Origin of the sequence: Bradyrhizobium sp. TM233, assembly GCF_036247965.1 — a bacterium.
Classification (GTDB): domain Bacteria; phylum Pseudomonadota; class Alphaproteobacteria; order Rhizobiales; family Xanthobacteraceae; genus Bradyrhizobium; species Bradyrhizobium ottawaense.
Map to the genome: position 1 here is coordinate 145482 of NZ_BTIG01000008.1, position 24649 is coordinate 170130.

Consider the following 24649-nt stretch of genomic DNA (forward strand, 5'->3'; position numbering starts at 1 on the left):
ATGTCCGAGATCTCCACCCGCGATGCGGCCCGTGACGGCAGCCCCAGGGACGCCGTCAGAGACAGCGCCAGAGACAGTGCGATGTCGGTGGCCGCGATCTCGTCGGAGCGCCCGGAGTCCGACGACAATGTCTGGACGCGCCGCCTCGTGCTGTTCCTGCGGGTGATGGCACTGCTCTCGATCCTGAAGGGGCTCTATCACTGGGCGCAGGTGACGGGCTTCGTCGGCGGCGAGGACGAGGCGTTCGAGAACCAGTCGATGGCCTGGCAGGCCGCGACCGTCTACTTCGCGGTGATCGAGCTCGTCGCCGCGGTCGGCCTGTGGCTGGCGACGCCCTGGGGCGCCGTGGTGTGGCTCACGACCGTGGTCTCGATGGCGGTGATCGAGCTGATGTTCCCGGGAATCTACGGCGGCAGCCTGATCGTCGTCGGCGTCGAAGCCTTCATGCTCGCGGCCTATCTCGCGCTCGCCTGGATGGCCGCGCGCGAGCGGCCGCCGTAGGCGACACCTTCGATACATGGATGCGCTCGTGCCCCGGACGCAGCGCAGCGCTACTTCAGCGGTGCGCTGCAGAGCCGGGGCCCATTTCACCGCGATCTCGTCTGCCGCTTTCTGGGTCCCGGCTCTGCGCTCCGCTTGTCCGGGACACGCGATCGGAGCGCGCGGAGTTGTGCCGGTTTGGTTGACCGCTGGTTGCCTAAAATTTGCGGTAAGTTTTCGTTGACCAGCCGGTTCTGCCACAGCCGTTACGCGCCCGTTTCGAAACGGAGCGGGCCTGTTCTGGAATGCGACAACCGGGGCGGACGGAGGGTGAACAGGACCTTGCGAAGGTCAACAGAGCGTTGCGAAAAGTGCTTGTGGCACAGGCTTAATCCGCAATTCACTGTCTTAAATTCATGATCTCTTTATTCTCTTATTTAAGCCGATCTTCAAACGAGCCCCTTAAGTTGCACCTATCAGACGGGACACAAGTTTCGTCGAATAAGTGTCGATAAAAACGACAACAGGGGAAGTGTCATGATGAAAGCCGTCGCAACTGCGGCAGATACCGCAGAGCGCGTCTCCGGCCAGCAGGGTTCGGTGCAGTCGCTCTATCTGGAAGCTTTGACTCTGGTGGAGCGGCTGCATCGCCGGCTCCTCGACGTGATCAAGGACGAATTCGATCGCCGCGGCCGCGCGGACATCAACTCGGTGCAGGCTCTCCTGCTCTACAACATCGGCGACAAGGAGCTGACCGCGGGCGAGCTGCGCACGCGGGGTTATTATCTCGGCTCCAACGTCTCCTACAATCTGAAGAAGCTCGTCGAGCTCGGCTTCCTCGATCATCAGCGCTCGCGCGTCGATCGCCGCTCGGTGCGCATCCGCCTGACCCCGCAGGGCCAGGAAGTTCGCCGCATCGTCGATGCGCTCTACCAGAAGCACGTCAAGACGGTGGAGCAGGTCGGCGGCATCTCGGGCGAGGAATTCTCGACCCTCAACAAGTCGCTGCACCGCCTCGAGCGGTTCTGGACCGACCAGATCCTGTATCGGCTCTGAGTTTCCAAGGGATAAGGCCAAGCCGGCCCGCAACAAGACCGGCAAGCCGCCCGAACGTGCCTCAACTTCCCCAGCGCGCCGGCCCGGAGTTGCCCCGGACCGGTGCGTTTTGCATTTTGCACATGCGAAGAAAATTTTGTGACCCGAGGAACAAGTTCCGGGCTTGGCGCTTATCTCCTTCGGATCGGAGACAGGGCGATGCTGGTCGAGCGCGGGCTGCAGGCGATGAACGTGGAACTCGTGAGCGAGGCCTACGCCATCGCCGCGAACTACCTTCGCCGGTCCGGCGCGATTGCCGATACGCTCGTGACCGACGAACGCCTGCTTGGGATCATCATCAAGCTGCTCCAGCAGGGCGAATTCAACAAGATCAGGCTCGCCAACAAGGCGATCGCCCGGTTCCAGGCGCAGGCCGAGGCCCGCGCGGTTGCCTGATCAAGACTCCCGAAACTTGGAAGAACCAGAGGGTGCCATGGAAGCCGCCATCGACCGCATCATGCAGACCTATGACCTGCTCGCCAACCGCACCGCCGCGGCCAGCGAGGAGGCACGGGCCAAGGTCACGAACTACCTCACCACCCTGATGGAAGCGGGCGAGAAGGACCCGCACAGGTTGACGGTCTGCGGCCTGACCTATCTGCGTCAGCTCGACGGCAGCGTGGACCCTGTGAAGGCGGGGTATACCGGGCTGTGATGGGACGCCTGTTGCAGCCGGCATGAGGAGTTAGGTCCAAAGCGGTCCTATACCGAATGGGAGGCGGAGGGGCGTTTCTCTCGAACCGGCCCAATCGCCGAAAATCTCCCCCTCCACCATATCTTGCATAAATATCAGGCCCGACCCGCAAACCCTTGGCCTGTTGCGGGCGATGTGGTAGATCGCGCGTGCTTCCGATCGCCACACCAGACCCGCCCGTAGCCCGCCAAAAGGCTGCGGCGGTGGAGATATTCGCAAGATGACCTCAGCCAAGAACTCTACAGCGTCCGCCTCCGCGCCCGATTCGTTTTTCACCGCCTCGCTCGAGCAGGCCGACCCGGAAATCGCAGCCGCCATCAAGGGCGAGCTCGGCCGGCAGCGCCATGAGGTCGAGCTGATTGCCTCCGAGAACATCGTCAGCCGGGCCGTGCTGGAAGCGCAGGGTTCGGTGATGACCAACAAGTATGCAGAGGGTTATCCGGGCGCGCGCTACTATGGCGGTTGTGAGTGGGTCGACGTCGCCGAGAACCTCGCGATCGACCGCGCCAAGAAGCTGTTCGGCGCCAAATTCGCCAACGTGCAGCCGAACTCCGGCAGCCAGATGAACCAGGCGGTGTTCCTGGCGCTGCTGCAGCCCGGCGACACCTTCATGGGCCTCGACCTTGCGGCCGGCGGCCATCTCACCCACGGCTCGCCCGTCAACATGAGCGGCAAGTGGTTCAAGGCCGCGCACTACACCGTGCGCCGCGAGGACCAGATCATCGACATGGACGCGGTCGCCAAGCAGGCCGAAGAGGTCAAGCCGAAGCTGATCGTCGCGGGCGGCTCGGCCTATTCGCGTGCCTGGGACTTCAAGCGCTTCCGCGAGATCGCGGACAGCGTCGGCGCGTATCTGCTGGTCGACATGGCGCACTTCGCGGGCCTCGTCGCCGGCGGCGTGCATGCCTCGCCGGTGCCGCATGCCCACATCACCACGACGACGACGCACAAATCGCTGCGCGGTCCGCGCGGCGGCCTGATGCTGTGGAATGACGAGGCGCTGACCAAGAAGTTCAACTCGGCGATCTTCCCGGGGCTGCAGGGCGGCCCTCTGATGCACGTGATCGCGGCCAAGGCGGTCGCCTTCGGCGAGGCGCTGCGTCCGGACTTCAAGGTCTACGCCAAGAACGTCGTCGAGAACGCCAAGGCGCTGGCCGAGGCGATGAAGAGCCACGGCTTCGACATCGTCTCCGGCGGCACCGACAACCATCTGATGCTGGTCGACCTCAGGCCGAAGGGCCTGAAGGGCAACGCCTCGGAGAAGGCGCTGGTTCGCGCCGCCATCACCTGCAACAAGAACGGCATTCCGTTCGACCCCGAGTCGCCGTTCGTCACCTCCGGTATTCGTCTGGGCACGCCGGCGGCGACCACCCGCGGCTTCGGCGTCGCCGAATTCCAGCAGGTCGGCGGCATGATCGCCGAGGTCCTCAACGCGATCGCGCAGTCCTCCGACGGCAAGGCGCCGCTGGTCGAGGCCGCGATCAAGGAGCGGGTCAAGGCGCTCACCGATCGGTTCCCGATCTATCAGTAAGGCTGGGTTCAACGGATGCGCTGCCCGAACTGCAACAGTCTCGATACGCAGGTAAAGGACTCGCGTCCGACCGAGGACTCTTCCGTGATCCGCAGGCGGCGCGTGTGCGTCGCCTGCAATTTCCGCTTCACCACCTTCGAGCGCGTGCAGCTGCGCGAGCTCACCGTGATCAAGCGCAACGGCCGCCGGGTGCCGTTCGACCGCGACAAGCTGATGCGCTCGGTGCAGATCTCTTTGCGCAAGCGGCAGGTCGAGCCGGAGCGGGTGGAGAAGATGGTCTCCACCATCGTGCGCGAGCTCGAGACCGGAGGCGAGGCCGAGATCTCCTCCGAGGTGATCGGCGAGACCGTGATGGAGCATCTGCGCACGCTCGACGACGTCGCCTATGTGCGCTTCGCCTCGGTCTACCGTAATTTCCGCGAGGCCAAGGATTTCGCCGACGTGCTCGGCGAGCTCTCCGGTGAGGAGGAAGCGCGGCTCGCCGCGATCCGCAAATGATCTTCCGTATCCTGGAGGATCAGTTCGCGCATAAGGCCCGCGAGGCCAAGGACGCCGATCGCCATTTCATGGAGCTTGCGCTGGCGCTCGGACGCCGCGGGCAGGGGCGCACCTGGCCGAACCCGGCGGTCGGTGCCGTCGTCGTCAAGGACGGTGTCATCGTCGGCCGCGGCTGGACCCAGGCCGGCGGGCGTCCACATGCCGAGCCCGAAGCCCTGCGGCGGGCAGGCGAAGCCGCACGCGGCGCCACGCTCTACGTCACGCTCGAACCTTGCTCGCATTTCGGCAAGTCGCCGCCTTGCGCCGACGCCGTGATCGCGGCCGGCATCAAGCGGGTGGTGGCGGCGATCGAGGATCCCAATCCGGAGGTCGCGGGGCAGGGCCATGCGCGCCTGCGCGCTGCCGGCATCAATGTGGACGTGGGCCTTTGCGCGGCGGAGGCCGCATTCGACCATGCCGGGCATTTCCGTCGCATCCGGGACAAGCGTCCGCACGTGATCCTGAAGCTGGCGGTCTCGCCCGACGGCAAGATCGGCGCCGCCGGCGGCAAGCCGGTCGCGATCACGGGAGAGGCGGCGCGCAGTCGCGTGCATCTGCTCCGCGCGCAGAGCGATGCGATCCTGGTGGGCATCGGAACGGTGCTGGCGGACGATCCGCTTCTCACTTGCCGCCTGCCGGGCATGGGGGCGCGCTCGCCGGTGCGCGTGGTGCTCGACCAGAGCCTGCGCATTCCCGGGGGAAGCAAGCTCATAGGCTCCGCGCGCGAGACGCCGCTCTGGGTGCTGGGCTCCGAGCTTGCGGAAGCCGCGGCGGCAACACGTCTCGGTGCGACCGGCGCGCAGGTGATCCGCATCCCGCCGGCAAGTGCCTCCGGGCTCGATTTGCCGGCCGTGCTGCATGCGCTGGCCGGGAGGGGGATCACCCGCCTGATGGTCGAGGGCGGCAGCCGGGTTGCGTCCTCGTTCGTCGCGGCCGACCTCGCCGACGAGATCTGGCTGTTCCGCGGCGCGGAAGCGGTCGGCAGTGGCGGCGTCGATGCGCTCGATGCATTGCCCCTGTCGAAAATCACGCAGTCGCAGGCCTATAAGGTTCATGCTAGCGAAATATTCGACAAGGATACTCTCACCATCTACGAGCGCGCGTAATGTTCACCGGCATTGTCACCGATATCGGCGAGATCGTCAGCTTCACGCCTGTGGCGCAAGGGCAATTGCACCGGCTGCGCATCGCTTGCCGCTATGATCAGACCACCATCGCCGACGGCGCCTCGATCGCCAGCAACGGCGTCTGCCTGACCGTGGTTGCCTCCGGCGTCGCAGGCGGCAAAACCTGGTATGACGTCGATGCGGCGGCCGAGACGCTGGCGCTGACCACGGCAAAGCACTGGAAGCTCGGAACGAAGCTCAACCTCGAGCGCGCGCTCAAGATCGGCGACGAGCTCGGCGGGCACATCGTCGCCGGTCATGCCGACGGTATTGCCACCCTCGTCAGCCGCGAGGATCTGCCTGACATGGCGCGGTTCGAGCTCTCGACCACGCGGGAGCTGGCGCGGTTCATCGCCACCAAGGGCTCGATCACGCTCGACGGCGTCTCGCTCACGGTCAATACGGTCAGGGACGTGACCTTTTCGGTGCTGATCATCCCGCACACGCTCTCGGTCACGACGATCGGCGGCTGGAAGGCGGGGGACGAGGTCAATATCGAGGTCGACCTGATGGCCCGCTACGCGGCGCGGCTGACGGAAATGGCAGTTTAAAACTTGGCTTACCCGCCTGCGGCGACTACATAACGCGCCAACCTCTAGAACGGATCTTAACGATGGCAGACGCGCGGCGCGCACCCCTGAAGGACCAGACCGACATTTCCGGCGCACGCGCGCTGATTGTCGAGGCGCGGTTCTATGACGATCTCCAGGACGCGCTTCTGGACGGCGCCATCGCCGAGCTGAAGGCGGCGGGCCTGACCCATGACGTCATCACGGTTCCCGGCGCGCTGGAGATTCCGGCGGCGGTGGCCATCGCGATCGACGCGGCGGCGGCGAACGGCAAGCCCTATGACGCGGTGATCGCCCTCGGCTGCGTGATCCGCGGCGACACCCTCCATTTCGAGATCGTGTCGCAGGAATCCTCGCGCGCGTTGATGGATCTTGCCGTGGCGCGAAAGCTGCCGCTCGGCAACGGCATCCTCACCGTCAACAATGAGGCGCAGGCCTGGGCGCGGGCGCGCGCCAGCGAGCTCAACAAGGGCGGCGATGCCGCGCGTGCGGCGCTTGCGATGCTGCGCATCAAACGCCGCATGGCGCGGGCCTGAAGCCATGGCTGATCCCACCAAGAAGCCGGCAGGGCTTAACGAGAAGAAGGCAAACCGGCGCGGTGCCGCGCGGCTCGCGGCCGTCCAGGCGCTGTATCAGATGGATATCGCCGGCGCCGGCATCAACGACATCTTTGCCGAGTTCGAGAGCCATTGGCTGGGCAACGAGGTCGAGGGCGACACCTACCTGCCGGCGGAAGCGGCGTTCTTCCGCGACGTCGTCTCGGGCGTCGTGCGCGACCAGAAGAAGCTCGATCCCCTGATCGACGAGGCGCTGTCGAAGGGCTGGCCGTTGAAGCGGATCGAAGCCATCCTGCGCGCGGTGCTGCGGGCAGGGGCCTATGAACTGGAGCACCGCAAGGACGTGCCGGGCCGCGTCGTCATCTCCGAATATGTCGACGTCGCCAACGCCTTCGTCGACCGCGAGGAGACCGGCATGGTCAACGCCGTGCTCGACCAGATCGGCCGCCAGTTTCGCGGCGACGAGTTCGGGCGGGGGTAGACCTACACTCCGCTGTCATCACCCGCGAAAGCGGGTGATCCAGTACGCCGCGGCAGCGGTTATTGATATCAGAGGTCTCGGCGTACTGGATCGCCCGGTCCCGTCTACGCCAAGGCTTCGACGAGGCCTACAGTCCCAGGCGCGCCGAAGCTTTAGCGAAGGCGGCAAGCCGGGCGATCCAGTGGAGTTTGGGGCTAGTGCCGATGACGAACGCACCGGAAACTTCCCCCGAAGACGCCCTCATCGCGCGCTATTTCAAGCCGCTGGCGACCGATCCCGGCGCGTTCGGGCTGGTCGATGACGCGGCGGTGCTGTCGTCGTCGGGCGACGACATCGTCGTCACCACTGACGCCGTGGTCGAGGGCGTGCACTATCTTGCCACCGATCCCCCTGACACCATCGCGCGCAAGGCGCTGCGGGTGAACCTGTCCGATCTCGCCGCCAAGGGCGCGGTACCGGCCGGATTCGTGCTGACGCTGGCGCTGCGCAGCAGGGAGGATGGCTGGCTGCGGCCCTTTGCGGACGCGCTGGGCGAGGACGCAAGGGAATTCGCCTGTCCGCTGCTCGGCGGCGACACGGTCTCGACGCCGGGCCCGCAGATGATCTCGATCACCGCCTTTGGCCGGGTGCCGCAGGGGCGGATGGTCGGCCGTACCGGCGCAAGGCCAGGCGATCGCATCCTGGTGACCGGCACGATCGGCGACGCTGCGCTCGGCCTCGACGTGCTCACGGGCGGTGCCGCCGCGGCAGCGCTCGCGACCGATTCCGCTGCAAGGGAAGCCCTGGTCTCACGCTATCGCGTGCCGCAGCCGCGCAACGTGCTGGCGCAAGCCGTGCGCGATCATGCGACCGCAGCGATGGACGTCTCCGACGGGCTCGCCGGCGATCTGACCAAGCTCTGCGCAGCGTCCGGGGTCTCGGCCACGGTCGACGTGGCGAGTCTGCCGCTCTCGGCCGCGGCCGCAAGCCTGGTCGCCCGCAAGGTCGTTTGCGTCGAGACGCTGCTTGCGGGGGGCGACGATTACGAGGTGCTGTGCACCGTCCCGCCGGCGCAGGGCGATGCGCTGATTGCCGCGGGGCGGGCGGCCGGCCTTGCCATCACCGCGATCGGCACGATTGTCGCGGGCAAGCAGGGGCCGCGCTTCCTGGACGGGCAGGGCCAGGAATTGGTCTTGAGGCGGCTATCCTACAGCCACTTCTAGGAATTGCTCCAAACCGGCATCTTAGTTCTCAGCACTTGGCCTAAATACCTGCCGAGATCGGCGTTTTCGGCCTTATCCGGCGTTGCACCCTCAATTTGATTTTGGCAAGCTCGCGACCGACTAAGGCCGCCCCTTTTGGGCAAGGGGCGGCTTTGTTCGAAATCAAGGCGCTGCACCGCTCGACGGACAACAAAAGGCGCCGGGGGTACATCAAGGATCTGAGGCAAAAATCACATGACAGCATTATGGTTGATTGTGCTCTGCGGAGTGCTTTCCGTCGTCTACGCGATTTGGGCGACGTCTTCGGTGTTAAGCGCGGATGCGGGGTCGCCGCGCATGCAGGAGATCGCGGGAGCGGTCGCTGAGGGTGCACAGGCGTATCTGCGGCGCCAGTACACGACGATCGGCATCGTCGGCGTGGTCATCTTCCTCTTGCTCGTCTATTTCCTCGGTATCTACGTCGCCATCGGCTTTCTGATCGGCGCCGTCCTGTCGGGGGCAGCCGGCTTCATCGGCATGAACGTCTCGGTCCGCGCCAATGTGCGCACCGCGCAAGCCGCGACGACGTCGCTCGCCGGCGGCCTCGAGCTCGCCTTCAAGGCCGGCGCGATCACCGGCATGCTGGTGGCAGGTCTCGCACTGCTCGGCGTGACGCTCTACTTCGGCTTCCTGGTGCATTCGCTGAAGCTTGCGCCTGACAGCCGTACCGTCATCGACGCCATGGTGGCGCTCGGCTTCGGCGCCTCGCTGATCTCGATCTTCGCCCGTCTCGGCGGCGGCATCTTCACCAAGGGTGCGGACGTCGGCGGCGACCTCGTCGGCAAGGTCGAAGCCGGCATCCCCGAGGACGATCCGCGCAACCCCGCCACCATCGCCGACAACGTCGGCGACAATGTCGGCGACTGCGCCGGCATGGCCGCCGACTTGTTCGAGACCTATGCGGTGACCGCGGTCGCCACCATGGTGCTGGCTGCGATCTTCTTCGCCAAGACGCCGATCCTCGCCAACATGATGACGCTGCCGCTCGCGATCGGCGGCATCTGCATCATCACCTCGATCATCGGCACCTTCTTCGTCAAGCTCGGGCCGAGCCAGTCGATCATGGGCGCGCTCTACAAGGGCCTGATCGCAACCGGCATCCTGTCGCTGATCGGCATCGCCGGCGTGATCTACAGCCTGATCGGCTTCGGCAAGCTCGACGGCGTCAACTATACCGGCATGGCGCTGTTCGAATGCGGCGTGGTCGGCCTCATCGTCACCGCGCTGATCATCTGGATCACCGAATACTACACCGGCACCGACTATCGGCCGGTGAAGTCGATTGCCCAGGCCTCGGTGACCGGTCACGGCACCAACGTGATCCAGGGCCTCGCCGTCTCGATGGAAGCGACCGCGCTGCCCGCGATCGTGATCATCGCCGGCATCCTGGTCACCTACAGCCTCGCCGGCCTGTTCGGCATCGCGATCGCGACCGCCACCATGCTGGCGCTGGCCGGCATGATCGTCGCGCTCGACGCCTTCGGTCCGGTGACGGACAACGCCGGCGGCATCGCCGAGATGGCGGGCCTGCCGAAGGAGGTGCGCAAGTCGACCGACGCGCTCGACGCGGTCGGCAACACCACCAAGGCGGTAACGAAGGGCTACGCGATCGGCTCCGCCGGTCTCGGTGCCCTCGTGCTGTTCGCGGCCTACAACGAAGACCTCAAGTTCTTCGTCGCGAACAAGACCCCGTACTTCGTCGGCGTCGCTCCGGACTTCTCGCTCAACAACCCCTACGTCGTGGTGGGCCTGCTGTTCGGCGGCCTGCTGCCGTACCTGTTCGGCGCGATGGGCATGACCGCGGTGGGGCGTGCCGCGGGCGCGATCGTCGAGGAGGTCCGGCGCCAGTTCCGCGAGAAGCCGGGCATCATGCAGGGCACCGACAAGCCGGATTACGGTAGGGCGGTCGACCTGCTCACAAAGGCGGCGATCAAGGAGATGATCATCCCCTCGCTGCTCCCGGTGCTGTCACCGATCGTCGTCTACTTCCTGATCTACGCGATCGCGGGCGGCGGCGCGGCCGGCAAGTCGGCGGCGTTCTCCGCCGTCGGTGCCATGCTGCTCGGCGTCATCGTGACGGGTCTGTTCGTCGCGATCTCCATGACCTCGGGCGGCGGCGCTTGGGACAACGCCAAGAAGTACATCGAGGACGGTCATTTCGGCGGCAAGGGCTCTGATGCCCACAAGTCGGCGGTGACCGGCGATACCGTCGGCGATCCCTACAAGGATACGGCGGGTCCGGCGGTGAACCCGATGATCAAGATCACCAACATCGTGGCCCTGCTGCTGCTGGCGATCCTGGCGCACTGAGCGGCGGAGACGAGACAAGACAAAACCCCGCGGCGCGAGCCGCGGGGTTTTTGTTTGATGGGTTGGATGCTCTCACCTCGTCATTGCGACGAGCTTTTGCGACGAAGCAATCCAGGGTCTTTCCGTCGAGGGATTCTGGATTGCTTCGCTGCGCTCGCAATGACGGGAGCGAGACCGACTGCACGTCCATCTGCAGCCCTTCCTTCTGGATGATGCCGGAATTACGCAATTACGGCGCAGTCCAGCACTCTCACCGTAATATCCTCGTCGCGTTTTCAGGCCCGCAGGTTTCTTGCCTATTGTGCTGCTTTCCGAAGCCGCAAGGATCTGCCGCAACTGCTTGTGCACGTGCCGTTGAAGTCGGCTCGCCCGGTGCCGAGGATAGAGCGAGCGCGCGCCACGACCATTCAGGGTCGGCTTGACACCTACAAACCTGCTGTTGACAATGGTTCGCACAGGTGCCGTCAGTCCGCGACGTTGGAAAAACCCCATGGCACTGCTCATTCGACCAGAAGAACTGCTGCGCTGGGTACCGGGAGAGTTGCTGCGCTGCAGTGCCGGTCAAGGCTGGAAGGGCGTTGAGCTGCGGACCTACCGCTATTGCGGTCTCGACGTCCCAGTGCCCGCGATGGCCGATTTCATGATCGTCTCCTACAAGCGCGGCAGCACCATGATGGAGCGGCGTTTCGAGGGACGCTGGACCCGGACCGAATGTCATCCGGGGGATGTTTCGCTCTTGACCCGCTCGCAGGCCTCGCACTGGCACTGGACCGAGCAGATCGAGGTCTCGCATGTCTATCTCTCGGACGCCTTGGTTTCCCGCGTGGCCGCCGACGTCCTCGAGCGACCGATCGCTGCGGTGCGGCTGCACGATATATTGCGCACGCAAAGCCCGATCGTGACCGGGGCCGTCGAGGCCATATCTCGCGAAGCCAGCGGCAACGGCATCGGCGGTGCGTTATACGTCGACGCGTTGAGCACACAGCTCGTCGTCAATCTGCTTCGCAACTTTGCATCGGTCCAGTTTGTCGACAAGTCCGGAAGGGGCGAGCTGCCGCCGGCAATACGCAAGCGCATTGTCGACTACGTCGAAGCACGGATCGATCAGCCGCTCTCGCTCGAGGAACTCGCCGAAGTCGCCTCGATGGGCGTTTGGACTTTCGGGAAGCGCTTTCGCGCCTCGTTTCAGACCAGCCCCCACCAGTACGTCGTCGACCGTCGGCTCGAAAAAGCGCAGCAAATGCTGGCGCTTGGTCGCCTGCCGGTGAAGGCGATCGCGTCGGAATGCGGCTTCGCCGATCAGGCCCATTTAACGCGCGTCATGCGCGCACGGCTGGGGCGGACACCGGCCGCCCTGAGGGACGACAGCTCTCGCTAGCGCTCCTTCACCTGATCCTTCAACAAACTCACTGGTTCATTCAAGACGACGCTGCACGTCGCTTCTAACGTTCCTCCCCACGGCCGAATGGCCACTCGGTCGCTCAAGCGGCCGGTACAAAAAGAGGGGAAACGCTATGGGCACCTTGTTGGAGCCGACACATGCGTCGCGGGCGGATGCACCGACGACACGGTTGGACGCGCTGGTCATCGGCGCCGGGATCGCTGGTCTCTATCAGTTGTATCGCCTGCGCGAGATGGGACTGAACGTCCGCGCCTACGACACGGCATCGGGGGTGGGAGGCACCTGGTACTGGAATCGCTATCCGGGTGCGCGCTTCGACTCCCAGGTCGAGGTCTACCAGTATTGGTTCTCCGAAGATCTGTACAAGGCCTGGAAGCCGAGCGAACGATTTCCCGCGCAGCCGGAGACCGAACGCTGGCTGAACTTCGTCGCGGATCACCTCGATCTGAAGAAGGACATTCAATTCAACAGCCCCATCGCCTCGGCCCACTATCGCGAGAAGGACGGCCGCTGGACGGTAACGACGGACGCCGGCGAGAAGATCGACACGCAGTACGTCCTCGCCTGCTGCGGCATGCTGTCGGCCCCGCTCGTCGACCGCTTTCCCGGTCAGTCGACGTTCCGAGGTGAGATCCACCATACCGGACGATGGCCGAAGACCGGCGTCGATCTCAAAGGTAAGCGCGTCGCGGTGGTCGGCACCGGCGCGACCGGCATCCAGGTCATCCAGACCATCGCCCCCGACGTGGCCGAAATGAAGATCTTCGTGCGGACGCCGCAATACGTGGTGCCGATGAAGAATCCGCGATACAGCCAGGCCGAATGGGACGTCTGGGCCAGTCAATTCCACGACCTGAAGATGCGCGTCCGTTCGACCTTCGCCGGCTTCCATTATGACTTCGAGAACCGTCCATGGGCGGAGCTGACGCCCGGAGAGCGCACGGAAGTGCTGGAAAAATTCTGGAAAGAAGGCTCGCTATCGATGTGGCTGGCGACCTTCCCGGAGATGTTCTTCGACGAATCGGTCAGCGCCGTCGTGTCCGATTTCGTACGAGGCAAGATGCGTGAGCGCCTGCGCAACGATCCGAAACTGTGCAACCTCCTGATCCCTTCTGATTATGGCTTCGGCACGCACCGCGTGCCGCTCGAGAACGGCTATCTCGAGGTCTATCTGCAGAACAACGTCGAAGCAATCGACTGCCGGTCCACGCCGATCGAGCGCATCGTCCCCGAGGGCATCCAAACCTCCGACGGCAAGGTGCATGAGGTCGACGTCATTATCCTCGCGGTCGGATTCGACGCCGGCTCCGGCGCGCTGAGCCGGATCGACTTCCGCGGCCGCGACGGCCGTTCGCTGAAAGAACAATGGAAGCAGGAGATTCGTACCGCGATGGGCCTCCAGGTCCATGGCTATCCGAACCTGTTTACGACCGGCGCGCCGCTCGCACCTTCGGCCGCACTCTGCAACATGACCACCTGTCTTCAGCAGCAAGTTGACTGGATCACCGACTGCATCGGCTACGCGCGGACGCGAGGCAAGCAAACGATCGAGGCCACCCGGGAGTTCGAGGACAATTGGGTGAAGCACCATGACGACACCGCTGCGGCGACGCTCGTGGTCAAAACCGACTCTTGGTACATGGGCTCCAACGTCGACGGCAAGCCGCGCCGGCTGTTGTCCTATATCGGAGGCGTCGGCAACTACAATCGACAATGCGACGAGCTGGCCGCCAGCGGCTATCCCGGCCTCGCGATGAACTGACTCCGGTCCGAAGGAAAATCCAAATGAGCAACAATCCCTATTACGGGCCTGAGGGTCACGGCCCCTACGAGATGATCGACATCGGCGACCTGCCGCTCGAGGATGGCGGCACCATTCCCGGCTGCAAGCTCGCCGTCGCCACACACGGCGCGCTCAACGCTGCGAAGGACAACGCCATTCTCGTTCCCACCTGGTATTCGGGCACGAGCAAGATCATGGAGCAGGCCTATATCGGCGCGGGCCGGGCGCTCGATCCTGCGAAATACTTCATCATCGTGGTCAACCAGATCGGCAGTGGATTGTCGACATCGCCGCACAACGCCGGTGGGGCGATGGCCGGACCAAATTTCCCAAAGGTCCGCATCGGCGACGACGTTCGCGCCCAGCATCGGCTGGTGACCGAAAACTTCGGGCTCAAGAGCCTGGCACTCGTGGTCGGGGGCTCGATGGGCGCGCAGCAGACCTACGAGTGGGCCGTGCGCTATCCGGATTTCGTCAAGCGCGCGGCGCCGATCGCCGGTACGGCGAAGAATACCGAGCACGACTTCCTCTTCGCGGAGACGCTGAATGAGGCAATCACGACCGATCCGGGCTTCCGCGAAGGGCGCTACGGTTCGCCGGCCGACGTCGCCGCGGGCCTCAAGCGACAGGCGAAGCTCTGGACCGTGATGGGTTGGAGCACCGACTTCTTCCGTGCCAACAGGCACAAGGCGCTGGGTTTCGAATCCGTGCAGGCCTTCGTCGACACCTTTATGACCGGTTACTTCGCGCCGATGGACCCGAACAATCTGCTGTCCATGGCGTGGAAGTGGCAGCGCGGCGACGTCAGTCGCAACGCCGACGGCGACCTTGCTGCTGCTCTCGGGCGTATCAAGGCGAAGACATTTGTGATGCCGATCAGTCACGACATGTTCTTCCCCCCGGCCGATTGCGAGGCGGAGCAACGGCTCATTCCGGGAAGCGAGTTCCGCCCGCTGGCCAGCATCGATGGGCACCTGGGTCTGTTCGGCACCGATCCGCAGATGCTCGCACAACTCGACGCTAACCTGCACGAGTTGCTCGCCACACGCGTAACCTGAACGGCCGCATTCCGACAACGAGGTCGTGGCCTCGGAAGCGGGCTCATCGTTCGCCAGGACCAAGGGATTTCATCCCGTTTCCACCTGACGCGCCGTGCTTGTGTTGGCCGAATGCCGGGCGGGCCGATCACAAGACTGTTCGAGCGAGAGCACCCTAGTGCATGATCCGGAAAAGTGTGCAGCGGCTTTCCGAAAGGATCAAGCTCAATCAAAGAGCTGAAGCGCGATGACGATTCAATCGGAATTCATCGCGCTTCAGCAAGCGGGTTTCTGACGCGGATGCTCAATCGCTGCCCGTCCGGTGTTGTGGCCGTCGAGACGAAAGCGTCTACCCCCGCCGGTGCGGCGGCGGAGCTGGCAAGTGTTCTCCCAGCCAGCGGGCTTGCGGCGGTGCTGATGTTTGTTTCGCCGCGTTACGATCCGCATCGGTTTGCGGCCGAAATGACAACCCGCTTCAGGGGCACGCCCGTCTTCGGTTGCACGACCGCTGGCGAGATTGCGTTCAACGGATGGGATGAAAACAGCGTTGTCGCGCTCGCCTTCAGCGCTGCCGACTTCGACGTGGCTGCTCTCCCCATCCTGGGACTCTCGGATTTTCGCATCGAAGACGATCGCACTATTGGCGCAGATATTCGGCATCGCGTCTTCCGGCAAGGCGGCAATGCCGATGGCGAGCGCTGTTTCGGGCTGCTGCTCATCGATGGCATGTGCCAACGGGAAGAGGTCGTATTGGCCGCGATTCATGCCTCGCTTGGTCATATTCCGCTGGTCGGCGGTTCGGCCGCAGATGGTTTGCGATTTGAGCGCAGCTGGGTCTACTTCGAGGGCCGCGCCCATACCGATGCGGCGGTGCTCCTTGTGTTCAAGACGTCGGTGCCGTTCCTCATCTTTTCTTGCGACACTTGCGAGCCTGGCACGGAAAAAATGGTAGTGACGGAGGCTGATCCAGATCGGCGAACTATCAGCGAATTGAATGCCGAGCCGGCAGCAGCCGAGTATTCACGCATGGCCGGCATCGCCGGCGGCGTACTCGATGTGACTGCGTTTGCATCCCATCCTGTACTCGTACGGATCGGCGATGCGTATTACGCACGCTGGGTACGCCGGGTCGATGCGGACGGCACGCTCCATTTTGCCTCCGCCATTGACCAAGGCCTCGTGTTTACGATGGCCACACTGCGTGACCCGGTCGACCCAACCAGTGATCTTTTCGCCCAGATCCAGGAAGAAATCGGGGAGGTCTCACTCTATATCGGATTCGAGTCCGTTCAGAGGCGTATGGGCCTCGAGCATCGATGCGACCGCGACATGTCGGAACTGTATCGGACCCATCGTGTGTTTGGGTGCAATACCTATGGTGAACTGTATGGTCCGATGCACATAAACGGGACGCTCACCGGTGTGGCGATCGGCACGCCCCGTGCGAAATAGGTGGGCTACTACGCAGACCAGCGATTCCGTGGACGAGTGTTGCGTGAGCGTCATTTTAGGTAGCCGGCCCCGGCCGCCAGAAATCGATCTCCAACCGACCGTCAGCGCCACGCCGCTGCTCCAGCCCATAGCCCCTAGGATGGGTCGAGCCCTCGCGAAACCCATCTCTTCCCGATCAGCGCTTGTCGCGAGCTCCTCGGAATGACGAAGACCGCGTCACTGCACGTCCATCTGCAGCCCTTCCTTCTGGATGATGCCAGCGAACTTCTTCGTCTCGGAATCCACGAAGGCGGCGAACTGCTCCGGCGTGCCGTAGTCGGCGCGGGCGCCCATGGCGGCGATCTGCTTCTTGATGTCGTCGCGCTCCAGCATCGCCTTGACCTGGAAATTGAGCGCGCTCAGCACCTCGGGCGAGACGCCCTTCGGCAGGAAGACCGAGAACCACGACGAGACGTCGAAGTTCGCCAGCTCCGGCGCGCTCTCGCGCATGGTCGGCAGGTCCTTCGCGAGGTCGCTGCGCTCGGTGGTGGTGACGCAGAGGCCTGTGAGCGTGCCGTTCTGCACCTGCGGCAGGCTCGGATAGAGATTGTCGAACAGGATCTGGATGTCGCCGGCGAGCGCGGCCTGGAGTGCGGGGCCGGCGCCGCGGAACGGGATGTGCGTCATCTTGAGGCCGGTGAGCTGGAGGAACCAGGCGCCGGTGAGGTGAGGGCTCTGGCCGACGCCGGAGGAGGCGTAGCTGAGCTTGTCCGGATTGGCCTTGAGATAGGCGATCAGCTCGGCGACCGACTTGATGCCGGTCTTGGGATGCGCCGACACGATGTTCGGGATCCGGATCATGTTGGAGACCGGCTGGAGCTGGTCGGGCTTGTAGGTGAGGTTCTTGAAGATGCTGTAGGCGATCGCGTTCGGACCGGGATTGCCGACCAGGATGGTGTGGCCGTCAGGCTTGGCACGAACCACCTCGGCGGTGCCGATGGTGCCGCCGCCGCCCGAGCGATTTTCCACGACGGCCGACTGGCCCCAGGCGGTTTGCAGATGCGCGGCCAGGAGCCGGCCCATCACGTCGGTTGAGCCGCCCGCCGCGGCCGGCACGACGAGGCGGACCGTTTCGGTCGGCTTCCAGTCGGCAAGGCTCGATCGCGGCAGGATCGCCGCGGCCGAGAGACCAGCCACTCCGGTAAGCACGCGACGTCGGGACAAAGTCTTGGGCACGAATCCACTCCCTGCTTCTTTCTTTGCAGGGAGCGTAGGAAACCGCAGGTGCGACGGCAAGTCGCGCGCGACGATCAGTGCCGCGCGGACGGCGGCACGACGCCGCAGGCGAGAGCCATATACCTTCCGGCGGAATTGGAAGGGGTTCTGGATGCTTGTCTTGAAGCGTTTTCGTGATGCGAGCCGGTCCCCGGCTTCGCCCGAAAACGCTCCGGGACTCAGTTGAAGCTGAGCAGCTTGAACAGCGGCGTGAGGTAGCTCATCTCCTGGCCCGACGTCGGCGTGGTGCGGCTGATGAAGTCGAAGATCTTGCCGTCCTGCAGGCCGTAATTCGCGAGGCGCCGCACGCGCCGGTTCTTGTCGAAATAGATCGCGATGACGCGCTGGTCGACCACCTTCTGGTTCATGAAGGCGACCATGCGCTCCGAGCGCTGCGAGATGTAGTAGAACACTTCGCCGTCGAGGGTCGCCACCGTGGAGGGCGTGCCCATCACGATCAGCACCTGGTCCTGGCTGGCGCCGATCGGAATCTGCTCCAGCGCGCCGGGCGGCAGGATGTAACCCTTCTGGAATTGCTCGCCGGTACAGCCCGTGAGCGCGGCGCCGACCAGGGCGACGGCGGCGAGCATGCGCAAGCCGCGCCAGCGTGCATGAAGGCCGCGCCGCTTGTCCGCGCGCAGGCTGATCTGGTTCGTTGTCGTCATAGCGGAACTGATTCCGTCCCCTTGCGTCGCGCGAGGCGCTGAAGTACCGGGCGGAGGCTCTGAATGCAACTCGCGCGCGCCCGCTTGCGGAAACCACAATGCTTTGGCCGTTCAATCACTTCAGGAAACCCCGGCTAACCCCGTCGGGCACCATTGAAGCCATCTATGGCATGATCGTGACGCAGGCGCGAGAACCCATATTTTACCGCGACTTGGGCGTGCCCGATACGGTTAACGGACGTTTCGACCTGTTGCTGCTGCATCTGTGGCTGCTGCTGCGGCGCCTGCGCACGGTCCAGGGCGCCACCGCAGGAGCCTCGGAGCTGTCGCAGGCGCTGTTCGACCGCTTCTGCGAGGACATGGACGACAATCTGCGCGAGATGGGGGTCGGCGACCAGACCGTGCCGAAGCGGATGCGGGCGTTCGGCGAGGCCTTTTACGGTCGTGTCCAGGCCTATGACCAGGCCGTGGAGGCCGGCGGCGAGGCCCTGGCAGAGGCGATCTGCAAGAATATCTTGAATGGGACCGGCCTGGACCAGGCGAAGCGGCTCGCGGCCTATGCCAGGGCCACCGAGGCCGATCTCGGCCGGGCCGACGAGACCGCGCTGCTGCGCGCCTCCTTCAGGTTTCCTCCAGCGCGTCCCGAGGGCGACACACCATGAGCCGACCAAATACCGAGCCAGATCCCTGGCGGGTCCCAATCATCGTCGCGCAAATTCCCGACACCGGCCTGCACCGCAAGCTCGAGGCCTCGGCCGCCGAGCGGCAGGCCATGGCGGAGGTCGCTGGCCTCCGTGAGGTCGTCTCCGCCCAGGCCGATTTCGACGTGGTGCCCAGGAGCGGCGGCCGGGTCCAGGTCACCGGCAGCGTCCGGGCCCGAATCGGCCAGACCTGTGTGGTCACGCTCGATCCGATCGAAAGCGAGATCGAGGAGGAGGTGGACCTGGTGTTCGCCCCCGAGGCCGAGGTTCGGAAGATGGCCGACCTGATCGAGGAGGGGCAGGACGACGCGGAGCCTCCCGAGGTGGTCGATCCGCCGGAGGCGATCGCCAATGGAATCATCGACCTCGGCCGGATTGCGACCGACGCGCTGTTCCTGGCGATTGATCCTTATCCGCGCAAGGAAGGGGCTGTGTTCGAGGCCGAGGTCACCGCCGTCGATCCGGAGGACCATCCGTTTGCGGTCTTGAAGGCGCTCCAGGACAAGAAGCAGGATAAGAAGAAAGACAAATAGCCGGGCATTCCCCTAAGAACGCCTTGCGGGGCGGTGCGAGGTGCTTGCCGGGATGGTTTGAGAGGTTCTCTTATCTATCTGATTTTGATGTATTTCCCTTGGATTTTCGGGTTCGCGGCCAGATCGCCCCGGATGCAAAAGGCTGGGGGCAAGAGGTTGTTTCGGGGTAACAAAACGCTATTGTCGCGCCCCGGCCCGGGTGCGGCGTGGCGCTTGGCCGGTCGCCATGTCCGTGGCGAACCCATTTCGCGGCTCTGCTAGCTCAAGACCGCACCAGATCAGGTTTCCAGGACTTTTATGCCAAGCAAGGTTCGCATCGCGCTGGACGCCATGGGGGGCGACGCCGGCGCCGCCGTGGTCATTCCCGGTGCCGCCATCTCGCTTCAGAGGCATCGCGGGACCGAGTTCCTGCTGGTCGGGGACCGCGCCAGGATCGAGCCCGAGCTCGAGAAGCATCCGGCCCTCAAGGCCGCTTCGAGGATCATCCACACCGACGTGGCCGTCAGCGGCTCGGACAAGCCGAGCCAGGCGCTGCGGCGCGGCCGCAAGACCTCCTCGATGTGGCTGGCCATCGACGCCGTGAAGAAGGGCGAGGCGGATGTCGCGGTCTCCGCCGGCAATACCGGCGCGCTGATGGCGATGTCCCGCTTCCATCTGCGCACGCTGAAGGGGATCGACCGGCCGGCAATCACGGGGGTTTGGCCGACCAAGCGCGGCGATTCCATCGTGCTCGACCTCGGCGCCACCATCGGCGGCGATGCCCACCACCTGGTGTCGCTCGCGGTGATGGGCGCGGCGATGGCGAGCGTGCTGTTCGACAAGAAGCGCCCCACGGTCGGGCTGCTCAATATCGGGGTCGAGGAGATCAAGGGGCACGAGGAGATCCGTGAAGCCGGTGAAATTCTGCGCGCCAGGAACCTGCCGGAACTCGATTATATCGGTTTCGTCGAGGGCGACGGCATCGGCAAGGGGCACGCCGACGTCATCGTGACCGAAGGTTACAGCGGCAATATCGCGCTCAAGGCCGCCGAGGGAACCGCGCGGCAGATGGCGGAATTGCTCCGCGAAGGGATGCAGCGGAGCTGGATGTCCAAGCTCGGCTACCTCTTCGCGCGCGACGCCTTTCAGGCGCTGCGCAACAAGATGGACCCGAACAAGTCCAACGGGGGCGTGTTCCTCGGGCTGAACGGACTGGTGGTCAAGAGCCATGGCGGAATCAGCGCCGAAGGCTTTGCCTCTGCGATCGATGTTGGCTATGAGATGGTTAAATTCGATCTCCTGAACAAGATCAATCAGATGCTCAACCGCGAGGGCGGTGCACTCAATTCCGTGCAGGCCGCGCAGGAGGCTGTTTCGTGACTCAAATTCGTTCGGTCGTGCTCGGCTGCGGCTCTTATCTGCCGGAGCAGGTGGTGACCAACGCCCAATTGGCGGCGCGTATCGACACCTCCGACGAGTGGATCGTGCAGCGCACCGGCATTCGCGAGCGGCACATTGCGGCCGAGGGCGAGTTCACCTCGCATCTGGCGATCAGGGCGGCGCAGGCCGCGCTGACCGATGCCGGCATGGACGCGCAGTCGATCGACCTGATCATTCTGGCGACCTCGACGCCTGACAACACCTTCCCCGCGACGGCGGTTGCCGTGCAGCACGGGCTCGGCATCAACCACGGCGCGGCCTTCGACCTCCAGGCGGTATGCTCGGGCTTCGTGTTCGCGCTCGCCACCGCCGACAATTTCCTGCGCACCGGCGCCTTCAAGCGCGCGCTGGTGATTGGCGCCGAGACCTTCTCGCGCATCCTCGACTGGAACGACCGCGGCACCTGCGTGCTGTTCGGCGACGGCGCCGGCGCGGTCGTGCTCGAGGCGCAGGAACAGCCGGGCAAGGCCGCGACCGACCGCGGCATCGTCACCACGCATCTGCGTTCCGACGGCCGCCACAAGGCAAAGCTGTTCGTCGACGGCGGGCCGTCCTCGACCCAGACCGTCGGCCATCTGCGCATGGAGGGCCGCGAGGTCTTCAAGCATGCGGTCGGCATGATCACCGACGTGATCGTCGATGCCTTCGAGGCGACCGGGCTCAATGCCGACAGCATCGACTGGTTCGTGCCGCACCAGGCCAACAAGCGAATCATCGACGCCTCCGCCCACAAGCTCCACATCGCGCCGGAGAAGGTGGTGCTGACGGTGGACCGTCACGGCAACACCTCGGCGGCCTCGATTCCGCTGGCGCTGTCCGTGGCCCGCAGGGACGGCCGCATCAAGAAGGGCGACATGGTCCTGCTGGAGGCCATGGGCGGCGGCTTCACCTGGGGCTCGGCGCTCGTGCGCTGGTAGAGCCACAGTCGATAAAATTTTGCCGGAATCAGTACGGATTATCGATGCGTCTGCATTGATGAGCGCTGTTGACCGCCGTAACGTAAGCTCATAATTTCAGACAACAATTGTTCGCCGTGATGTGGGGCAGGGCGATGACCGATCAAAGTAAAACCGTAACGCGTGTCGATCTGTGCGAAGCCGTCTACCAGAAGGTGGGCCTGTCGCGGACGGAATCGTCTGCGTTCGTGGAACTCGTGCTGAAGGAGATCACCGACTGCCTTGAAAAGGGCGAGACGGTGAAGCTGTCCTCGTTCGGCTCTTTCATGGTCCGCAAGAAGGGCCAGCGCATCGGCCGCAACCCGAAGACCGGCACCGAGGTGCCGATCTCGCCGCGCCGCGTCATGGTGTTCAAGCCGTCGGCGATCCTGAAGCAGCGGATCAACGGCCAGCACCGCGCCAATGGCGACGACAGCAAGGCTCAACCCGAGGCGTAAGTCGCCCCGCGCAAAGGATTTGGCATTTGGACAAGGCGCCGGATGCGTTCCGAACCATCAGCGAAGTAGCGCAGGAACTCGACATTCCGCAGCACGTGCTGCGGTTCTGGGAGACCCGGTTCTCCCAGATCAAGCCGATGAAGCGCAGCGGCGGCCGCCGCTATTACCGCCCCGACGACGTCGACCTGCTCAAGGGCATCCGCCGGCTGCTCTACGGGGAGGGCTACACCATCCGCGGGGTGCAGCGGATCCTCAAAGAGCACGGCGTCAAATCGGTGCAGGGCCTCGCCGACACCGCCGCCGCGGTTTCGTTCGGCGCCATCGAGGACGCCATCGGCGCCAGCCTGATGGAGCCCGAGGACGAGGAGGCGCCGATCAAGGGCGTCACCGACAGCGACGAGGACGACTACCAGGGTGACGAAGAGGAAGGCATCGACTTCCGCTTCACCGAGGTCGACGACGAGGACATCCTTACTACCTTCCGCAAGGGCGGCACGACTGCCGCAGCCCCGGCCGGCCCCAGTGCGCTGGACCGGGAACGGCTAGGCCGCGTCCTCGCCGACCTCGTCGCCTGCCGCGAGATGCTGGATCAGGCGCTGAAGGACGCCTAAGGCGGCGTTGGGCCGGCTTTGCGGGCGGTTCCGGGAGCTGTGGGCCGTGACACCAAAATGGTGCGGCCTCGCCTTGCGCATCGCGCCGATCCTAGCTAATGGAACGACGTTCGGAGCGTGGCGCAGCCCGGTTAGCGCACTAGTCTGGGAGACTAGGGGTCGGAGGTTCAAATCCTCTCGCTCCGACCAATTTTTCAAAGCATTCGTCGGGCGGATTGACCGGGGCGTAAGGCTCGCGCTGGTCGGGGACGCGTGCGCGACGGTCGGCAGCGGGTGGCTGCTCCGGCAGTCGGCAAACCAAAATACCCGAAAACAACCCCATGCACAGTAGCGATGCCATTGATGGAATGTCGTTTTTCCGAAGTGATTTGCGGCACGTCTGGCGAAGCAGGGCGGTGTGATTGTGCCGCCTAAGCTTCGGAGGCAAGGCGGCGAGCGTCTCTGGACGCTCTTAAGCTGCGTATCAAGAGATAGAGGACGGCTCGGAAGATGCGTCCCTGACCGGCATGGTAGCAAAGATGCTCGACTTCAGACCGTGCGCATCAATCCAATCAAGAGATAGCGGCTGTCGACGAAGTGTGGGGCGAGTATATTGCGAGTGCCGGGAGTCTGACATCCATTGTACAGCACACAGCGATTTGGACGCCCGATGAACTGACATGGTTCGTGGGGGACTTTGATAAAGAAGCCCAAATCCGTAACGTGCTTTATTCTGTCGTGCCTGGTTTCCTATGGGCGCACGATGAGATGCTAGATATGGTGTGGCGTAGATTCCGGGTCATGACCGGCTTTCTTAAGCCATACTCCAGCGAACCAATCTGACGAATATGGCTCCATCGACAGGTGAACTCAAAGTCGTTCAAATCGCGCGGCAATTTCTTACCGCTTTCCCTCGAATTTGCGAACTTCATATTGGCTCGCGGCGGAACTGCGCGCCGGCCTGTCTCGCGTGCACGACGAAATAGCGGATGGCTGCTTCCATCACGATGTTAATGCCAATGATGGCGTGCCTGTTGGACGGTACTCCATGGTCCACGACACTCACCTCAAATACCCCACCACCATCCTTGTCGTCTCGTCCACCAGCGTCCGCACCGTCTTCTCCGACAGCATCTCGGCCCCGTGCAGCACCATGTTGTGCGCGATTGCCTCGATCGTGCTGACGCAGATGAAGGTCGCGACATCGAGGTCGACCTTGCGCATCTCCTTGCGGCGGCTTTCGAGATAGGCGCGCACCAGGGTCTGGATCTCTCGGTTGTAAGCTTCGACGTCTTTGAGCTGGCCGGTGCGCGGGATCTGCTCGGCGAGCACGCGGTGTAGTTTCGGGTTGATGCGGTGGGCGTCGATCGCGACGGTGACGAGTTTTCGCACGGCCTTGTCGATCGGCAGGTCGGCGACTTCCGCGAGCGCGGTGCGGACGATGCCCATGATCTCCTCGTTGTGTCGGTCGATCACGGCGGCGACGAGCGCTTCCTTGCTCGGGAAGTATTGGTAGAGCGAGCCGACGCTGACGCCGGCGATTTCGGCGATGCGGTTGGTGCTGGCCTTCTCAAAACCTTCGCGGACCAGAATGCGAGCGGTCGCCTCGACCAGAGCGTCGATGGTGGCGCGCGATCGCGCCTGCGAGGCATTTTTCCGGGGTTTTGTCGGCGGTTGGCGAGCCACGATCTTGTGATCCGAATGCGAGTAGGAAAAGCGAGCGAATGCTCGCATTATATCGGCGGGTGGCGGCGGGTCG

25 protein-coding genes and 1 tRNA gene are annotated in these 24649 nt (G+C 64.2%); 23 read left to right on the forward strand and 3 right to left on the reverse strand.

From position 1 onward, the window contains the following. From AABA86_RS18750 to AABA86_RS18825, 16 genes are all read left to right on the forward strand, one after another. Complete coding sequence (locus tag AABA86_RS18750) at nt 1-501, forward strand: DUF6163 family protein (RefSeq protein ID WP_212244892.1); 501 nt, start codon at nt 1-3, stop codon at nt 499-501. 516 nt (nt 502-1017) lie between these two features. Then, the gene (gene ldtR / locus AABA86_RS18755; protein ID WP_018320040.1) at nt 1018-1536 is read left to right on the forward strand and encodes a transcriptional regulator LdtR; all 519 of its coding nucleotides are present in this window, start codon (nt 1018-1020) and stop codon (nt 1534-1536) included. 198 nt (nt 1537-1734) lie between these two features. Beyond that, complete coding sequence (locus tag AABA86_RS18760) at nt 1735-1971, forward strand: hypothetical protein (RefSeq protein ID WP_212244890.1); 237 nt, start codon at nt 1735-1737, stop codon at nt 1969-1971. A 37-nt stretch (nt 1972-2008) separates the two neighbouring features. Then, nucleotides 2009-2230 carry a hypothetical protein gene (locus AABA86_RS18765; protein WP_028144414.1) on the forward strand — a complete coding sequence of 74 codons (222 nt, stop codon included), beginning with the start codon at nt 2009-2011 and terminating at the stop codon, nt 2228-2230. A 259-nt stretch (nt 2231-2489) separates the two neighbouring features. After that, on the forward strand, nt 2490-3800 hold the full coding sequence (gene glyA / locus AABA86_RS18770) for a serine hydroxymethyltransferase (protein WP_097663235.1): 1311 nt from the start codon (nt 2490-2492) through the stop codon (nt 3798-3800). 15 nt (nt 3801-3815) lie between these two features. Beyond that, nucleotides 3816-4298 carry a transcriptional regulator NrdR gene (nrdR, locus tag AABA86_RS18775; protein ID WP_011087793.1) on the forward strand — a complete coding sequence of 161 codons (483 nt, stop codon included), beginning with the start codon at nt 3816-3818 and terminating at the stop codon, nt 4296-4298. After that, nucleotides 4295-5443, forward strand: coding sequence for a bifunctional diaminohydroxyphosphoribosylaminopyrimidine deaminase/5-amino-6-(5-phosphoribosylamino)uracil reductase RibD (gene ribD / locus AABA86_RS18780; RefSeq protein WP_338307866.1), 1149 nt, complete (start codon nt 4295-4297; stop codon nt 5441-5443). The genes nrdR and ribD overlap by 4 nt, the downstream gene beginning before the upstream one ends. Next, nucleotides 5443-6054 carry a riboflavin synthase gene (locus AABA86_RS18785; RefSeq protein WP_212244879.1) on the forward strand — a complete coding sequence of 204 codons (612 nt, stop codon included), beginning with the start codon at nt 5443-5445 and terminating at the stop codon, nt 6052-6054. Before ribD ends, AABA86_RS18785 begins: the two co-directional genes overlap by 1 nt. Nucleotides 6055-6116: 62 nt before the next feature. Further along, nucleotides 6117-6608: a 6,7-dimethyl-8-ribityllumazine synthase gene (ribH, locus tag AABA86_RS18790; protein WP_338307867.1), complete on the forward strand. Its 492-nt coding sequence runs from the start codon at nt 6117-6119 to the stop codon at nt 6606-6608. A gap of 4 nt (nt 6609-6612) precedes the next feature. Then, nucleotides 6613-7110, forward strand: a complete 498-nt coding sequence (nusB, locus tag AABA86_RS18795; protein ID WP_212244877.1) for a transcription antitermination factor NusB — start codon at nt 6613-6615, stop codon at nt 7108-7110. Between the two features lie 203 nt (nt 7111-7313). After that, the gene (thiL, locus tag AABA86_RS18800; RefSeq protein ID WP_338307868.1) at nt 7314-8312 is read left to right on the forward strand and encodes a thiamine-phosphate kinase; all 999 of its coding nucleotides are present in this window, start codon (nt 7314-7316) and stop codon (nt 8310-8312) included. A 234-nt stretch (nt 8313-8546) separates the two neighbouring features. Next, nucleotides 8547-10661, forward strand: coding sequence for a sodium-translocating pyrophosphatase (locus AABA86_RS18805; protein ID WP_212244873.1), 2115 nt, complete (start codon nt 8547-8549; stop codon nt 10659-10661). A gap of 490 nt (nt 10662-11151) precedes the next feature. Continuing rightward, entirely contained in the window at nt 11152-12039 is an 888-nt protein-coding gene (locus AABA86_RS18810; protein ID WP_338307869.1) for a helix-turn-helix domain-containing protein, read from the forward strand. Nucleotides 12040-12175: 136 nt separating this feature from the next. Continuing rightward, complete coding sequence (locus AABA86_RS18815) at nt 12176-13825, forward strand: flavin-containing monooxygenase (protein WP_338307870.1); 1650 nt, start codon at nt 12176-12178, stop codon at nt 13823-13825. A gap of 23 nt (nt 13826-13848) precedes the next feature. Next, complete coding sequence (locus AABA86_RS18820; protein WP_338307871.1) at nt 13849-14904, forward strand: alpha/beta fold hydrolase; 1056 nt, start codon at nt 13849-13851, stop codon at nt 14902-14904. Nucleotides 14905-15078: 174 nt separating this feature from the next. Next, complete coding sequence (locus AABA86_RS18825; RefSeq protein WP_338307873.1) at nt 15079-16335, forward strand: FIST N-terminal domain-containing protein; 1257 nt, start codon at nt 15079-15081, stop codon at nt 16333-16335. Between the two features lie 216 nt (nt 16336-16551). Here the strand turns inward: AABA86_RS18825 and AABA86_RS18830 are convergent, their stop codons facing one another. Then, nucleotides 16552-17550 carry a Bug family tripartite tricarboxylate transporter substrate binding protein gene (locus tag AABA86_RS18830; RefSeq protein WP_338307875.1) on the reverse strand — a complete coding sequence of 333 codons (999 nt, stop codon included), beginning with the start codon at nt 17548-17550 and terminating at the stop codon, nt 16552-16554. A 218-nt stretch (nt 17551-17768) separates the two neighbouring features. Then, nucleotides 17769-18254 carry an outer membrane protein assembly factor BamE gene (locus tag AABA86_RS18835; protein ID WP_018320052.1) on the reverse strand — a complete coding sequence of 162 codons (486 nt, stop codon included), beginning with the start codon at nt 18252-18254 and terminating at the stop codon, nt 17769-17771. 98 nt (nt 18255-18352) lie between these two features. On the opposite strand from AABA86_RS18835, the gene AABA86_RS18840 reads away from it, so the two are divergent. The 7 genes from AABA86_RS18840 (at nt 18353) to AABA86_RS18870 (ending at nt 23100) form a co-directional block, all read left to right on the forward strand. Further along, on the forward strand, nt 18353-18916 hold the full coding sequence (locus AABA86_RS18840; RefSeq protein WP_212244865.1) for a ubiquinol-cytochrome C chaperone family protein: 564 nt from the start codon (nt 18353-18355) through the stop codon (nt 18914-18916). Further along, nucleotides 18913-19488 carry a YceD family protein gene (locus AABA86_RS18845; protein WP_338307877.1) on the forward strand — a complete coding sequence of 192 codons (576 nt, stop codon included), beginning with the start codon at nt 18913-18915 and terminating at the stop codon, nt 19486-19488. Before AABA86_RS18840 ends, AABA86_RS18845 begins: the two co-directional genes overlap by 4 nt. 297 nt (nt 19489-19785) lie before the next feature. Then, nucleotides 19786-20847, forward strand: a complete 1062-nt coding sequence (plsX, locus tag AABA86_RS18850; protein WP_212244861.1) for a phosphate acyltransferase PlsX — start codon at nt 19786-19788, stop codon at nt 20845-20847. Further along, nucleotides 20844-21824, forward strand: coding sequence for a beta-ketoacyl-ACP synthase III (locus AABA86_RS18855; RefSeq protein ID WP_212244859.1), 981 nt, complete (start codon nt 20844-20846; stop codon nt 21822-21824). The genes plsX and AABA86_RS18855 overlap by 4 nt, the downstream gene beginning before the upstream one ends. Nucleotides 21825-21958: 134 nt before the next feature. After that, nucleotides 21959-22300, forward strand: a complete 342-nt coding sequence (locus AABA86_RS18860; RefSeq protein ID WP_212244857.1) for an integration host factor subunit alpha — start codon at nt 21959-21961, stop codon at nt 22298-22300. Between the two features lie 26 nt (nt 22301-22326). Continuing rightward, a complete protein-coding gene (locus AABA86_RS18865) occupies nt 22327-22911 on the forward strand; it encodes a MerR family transcriptional regulator (RefSeq protein ID WP_212244855.1) in 585 nt (194 codons plus the stop codon). A 111-nt stretch (nt 22912-23022) separates the two neighbouring features. Next, nucleotides 23023-23100, forward strand: a tRNA-Pro gene (locus AABA86_RS18870). An 852-nt stretch (nt 23101-23952) separates the two neighbouring features. Here AABA86_RS18870 and AABA86_RS18875 read toward each other — a convergent pair. Continuing rightward, a complete protein-coding gene (locus AABA86_RS18875; RefSeq protein WP_338307878.1) occupies nt 23953-24576 on the reverse strand; it encodes a TetR/AcrR family transcriptional regulator in 624 nt (207 codons plus the stop codon). Nucleotides 24577-24649 lie beyond the last annotated feature (73 nt).

Bases quoted from the DNA above. Each gene is read 5' to 3' on its own strand.
- AABA86_RS18750 (WP_212244892.1), top strand. From the start codon at position 1: ATGTCCGAGATCTCCACCCGCGATGCGGCCCGTGACGGCAGCCCCAGG.
- ldtR (WP_018320040.1), top strand. From the start codon at position 1,018: ATGATGAAAGCCGTCGCAACTGCGGCAGATACCGCAGAGCGCGTCTCC.
- AABA86_RS18760 (WP_212244890.1), top strand. From the start codon at position 1,735: ATGCTGGTCGAGCGCGGGCTGCAGGCGATGAACGTGGAACTCGTGAGC.
- AABA86_RS18765 (WP_028144414.1), top strand. From the start codon at position 2,009: ATGGAAGCCGCCATCGACCGCATCATGCAGACCTATGACCTGCTCGCC.
- glyA (WP_097663235.1), top strand. From the start codon at position 2,490: ATGACCTCAGCCAAGAACTCTACAGCGTCCGCCTCCGCGCCCGATTCG.
- nrdR (WP_011087793.1), top strand. From the start codon at position 3,816: ATGCGCTGCCCGAACTGCAACAGTCTCGATACGCAGGTAAAGGACTCG.
- ribD (WP_338307866.1), top strand. From the start codon at position 4,295: ATGATCTTCCGTATCCTGGAGGATCAGTTCGCGCATAAGGCCCGCGAG.
- AABA86_RS18785 (WP_212244879.1), top strand. From the start codon at position 5,443: ATGTTCACCGGCATTGTCACCGATATCGGCGAGATCGTCAGCTTCACG.
- ribH (WP_338307867.1), top strand. From the start codon at position 6,117: ATGGCAGACGCGCGGCGCGCACCCCTGAAGGACCAGACCGACATTTCC.
- nusB (WP_212244877.1), top strand. From the start codon at position 6,613: ATGGCTGATCCCACCAAGAAGCCGGCAGGGCTTAACGAGAAGAAGGCA.
- thiL (WP_338307868.1), top strand. From the start codon at position 7,314: ATGACGAACGCACCGGAAACTTCCCCCGAAGACGCCCTCATCGCGCGC.
- AABA86_RS18805 (WP_212244873.1), top strand. From the start codon at position 8,547: ATGACAGCATTATGGTTGATTGTGCTCTGCGGAGTGCTTTCCGTCGTC.
- AABA86_RS18810 (WP_338307869.1), top strand. From the start codon at position 11,152: ATGGCACTGCTCATTCGACCAGAAGAACTGCTGCGCTGGGTACCGGGA.
- AABA86_RS18815 (WP_338307870.1), top strand. From the start codon at position 12,176: ATGGGCACCTTGTTGGAGCCGACACATGCGTCGCGGGCGGATGCACCG.
- AABA86_RS18820 (WP_338307871.1), top strand. From the start codon at position 13,849: ATGAGCAACAATCCCTATTACGGGCCTGAGGGTCACGGCCCCTACGAG.
- AABA86_RS18835 (WP_018320052.1), bottom strand. From the start codon at position 18,254: ATGACGACAACGAACCAGATCAGCCTGCGCGCGGACAAGCGGCGCGGC.
- AABA86_RS18840 (WP_212244865.1), top strand. From the start codon at position 18,353: ATGCTTTGGCCGTTCAATCACTTCAGGAAACCCCGGCTAACCCCGTCG.
- AABA86_RS18845 (WP_338307877.1), top strand. From the start codon at position 18,913: ATGAGCCGACCAAATACCGAGCCAGATCCCTGGCGGGTCCCAATCATC.
- plsX (WP_212244861.1), top strand. From the start codon at position 19,786: ATGCCAAGCAAGGTTCGCATCGCGCTGGACGCCATGGGGGGCGACGCC.
- AABA86_RS18860 (WP_212244857.1), top strand. From the start codon at position 21,959: ATGACCGATCAAAGTAAAACCGTAACGCGTGTCGATCTGTGCGAAGCC.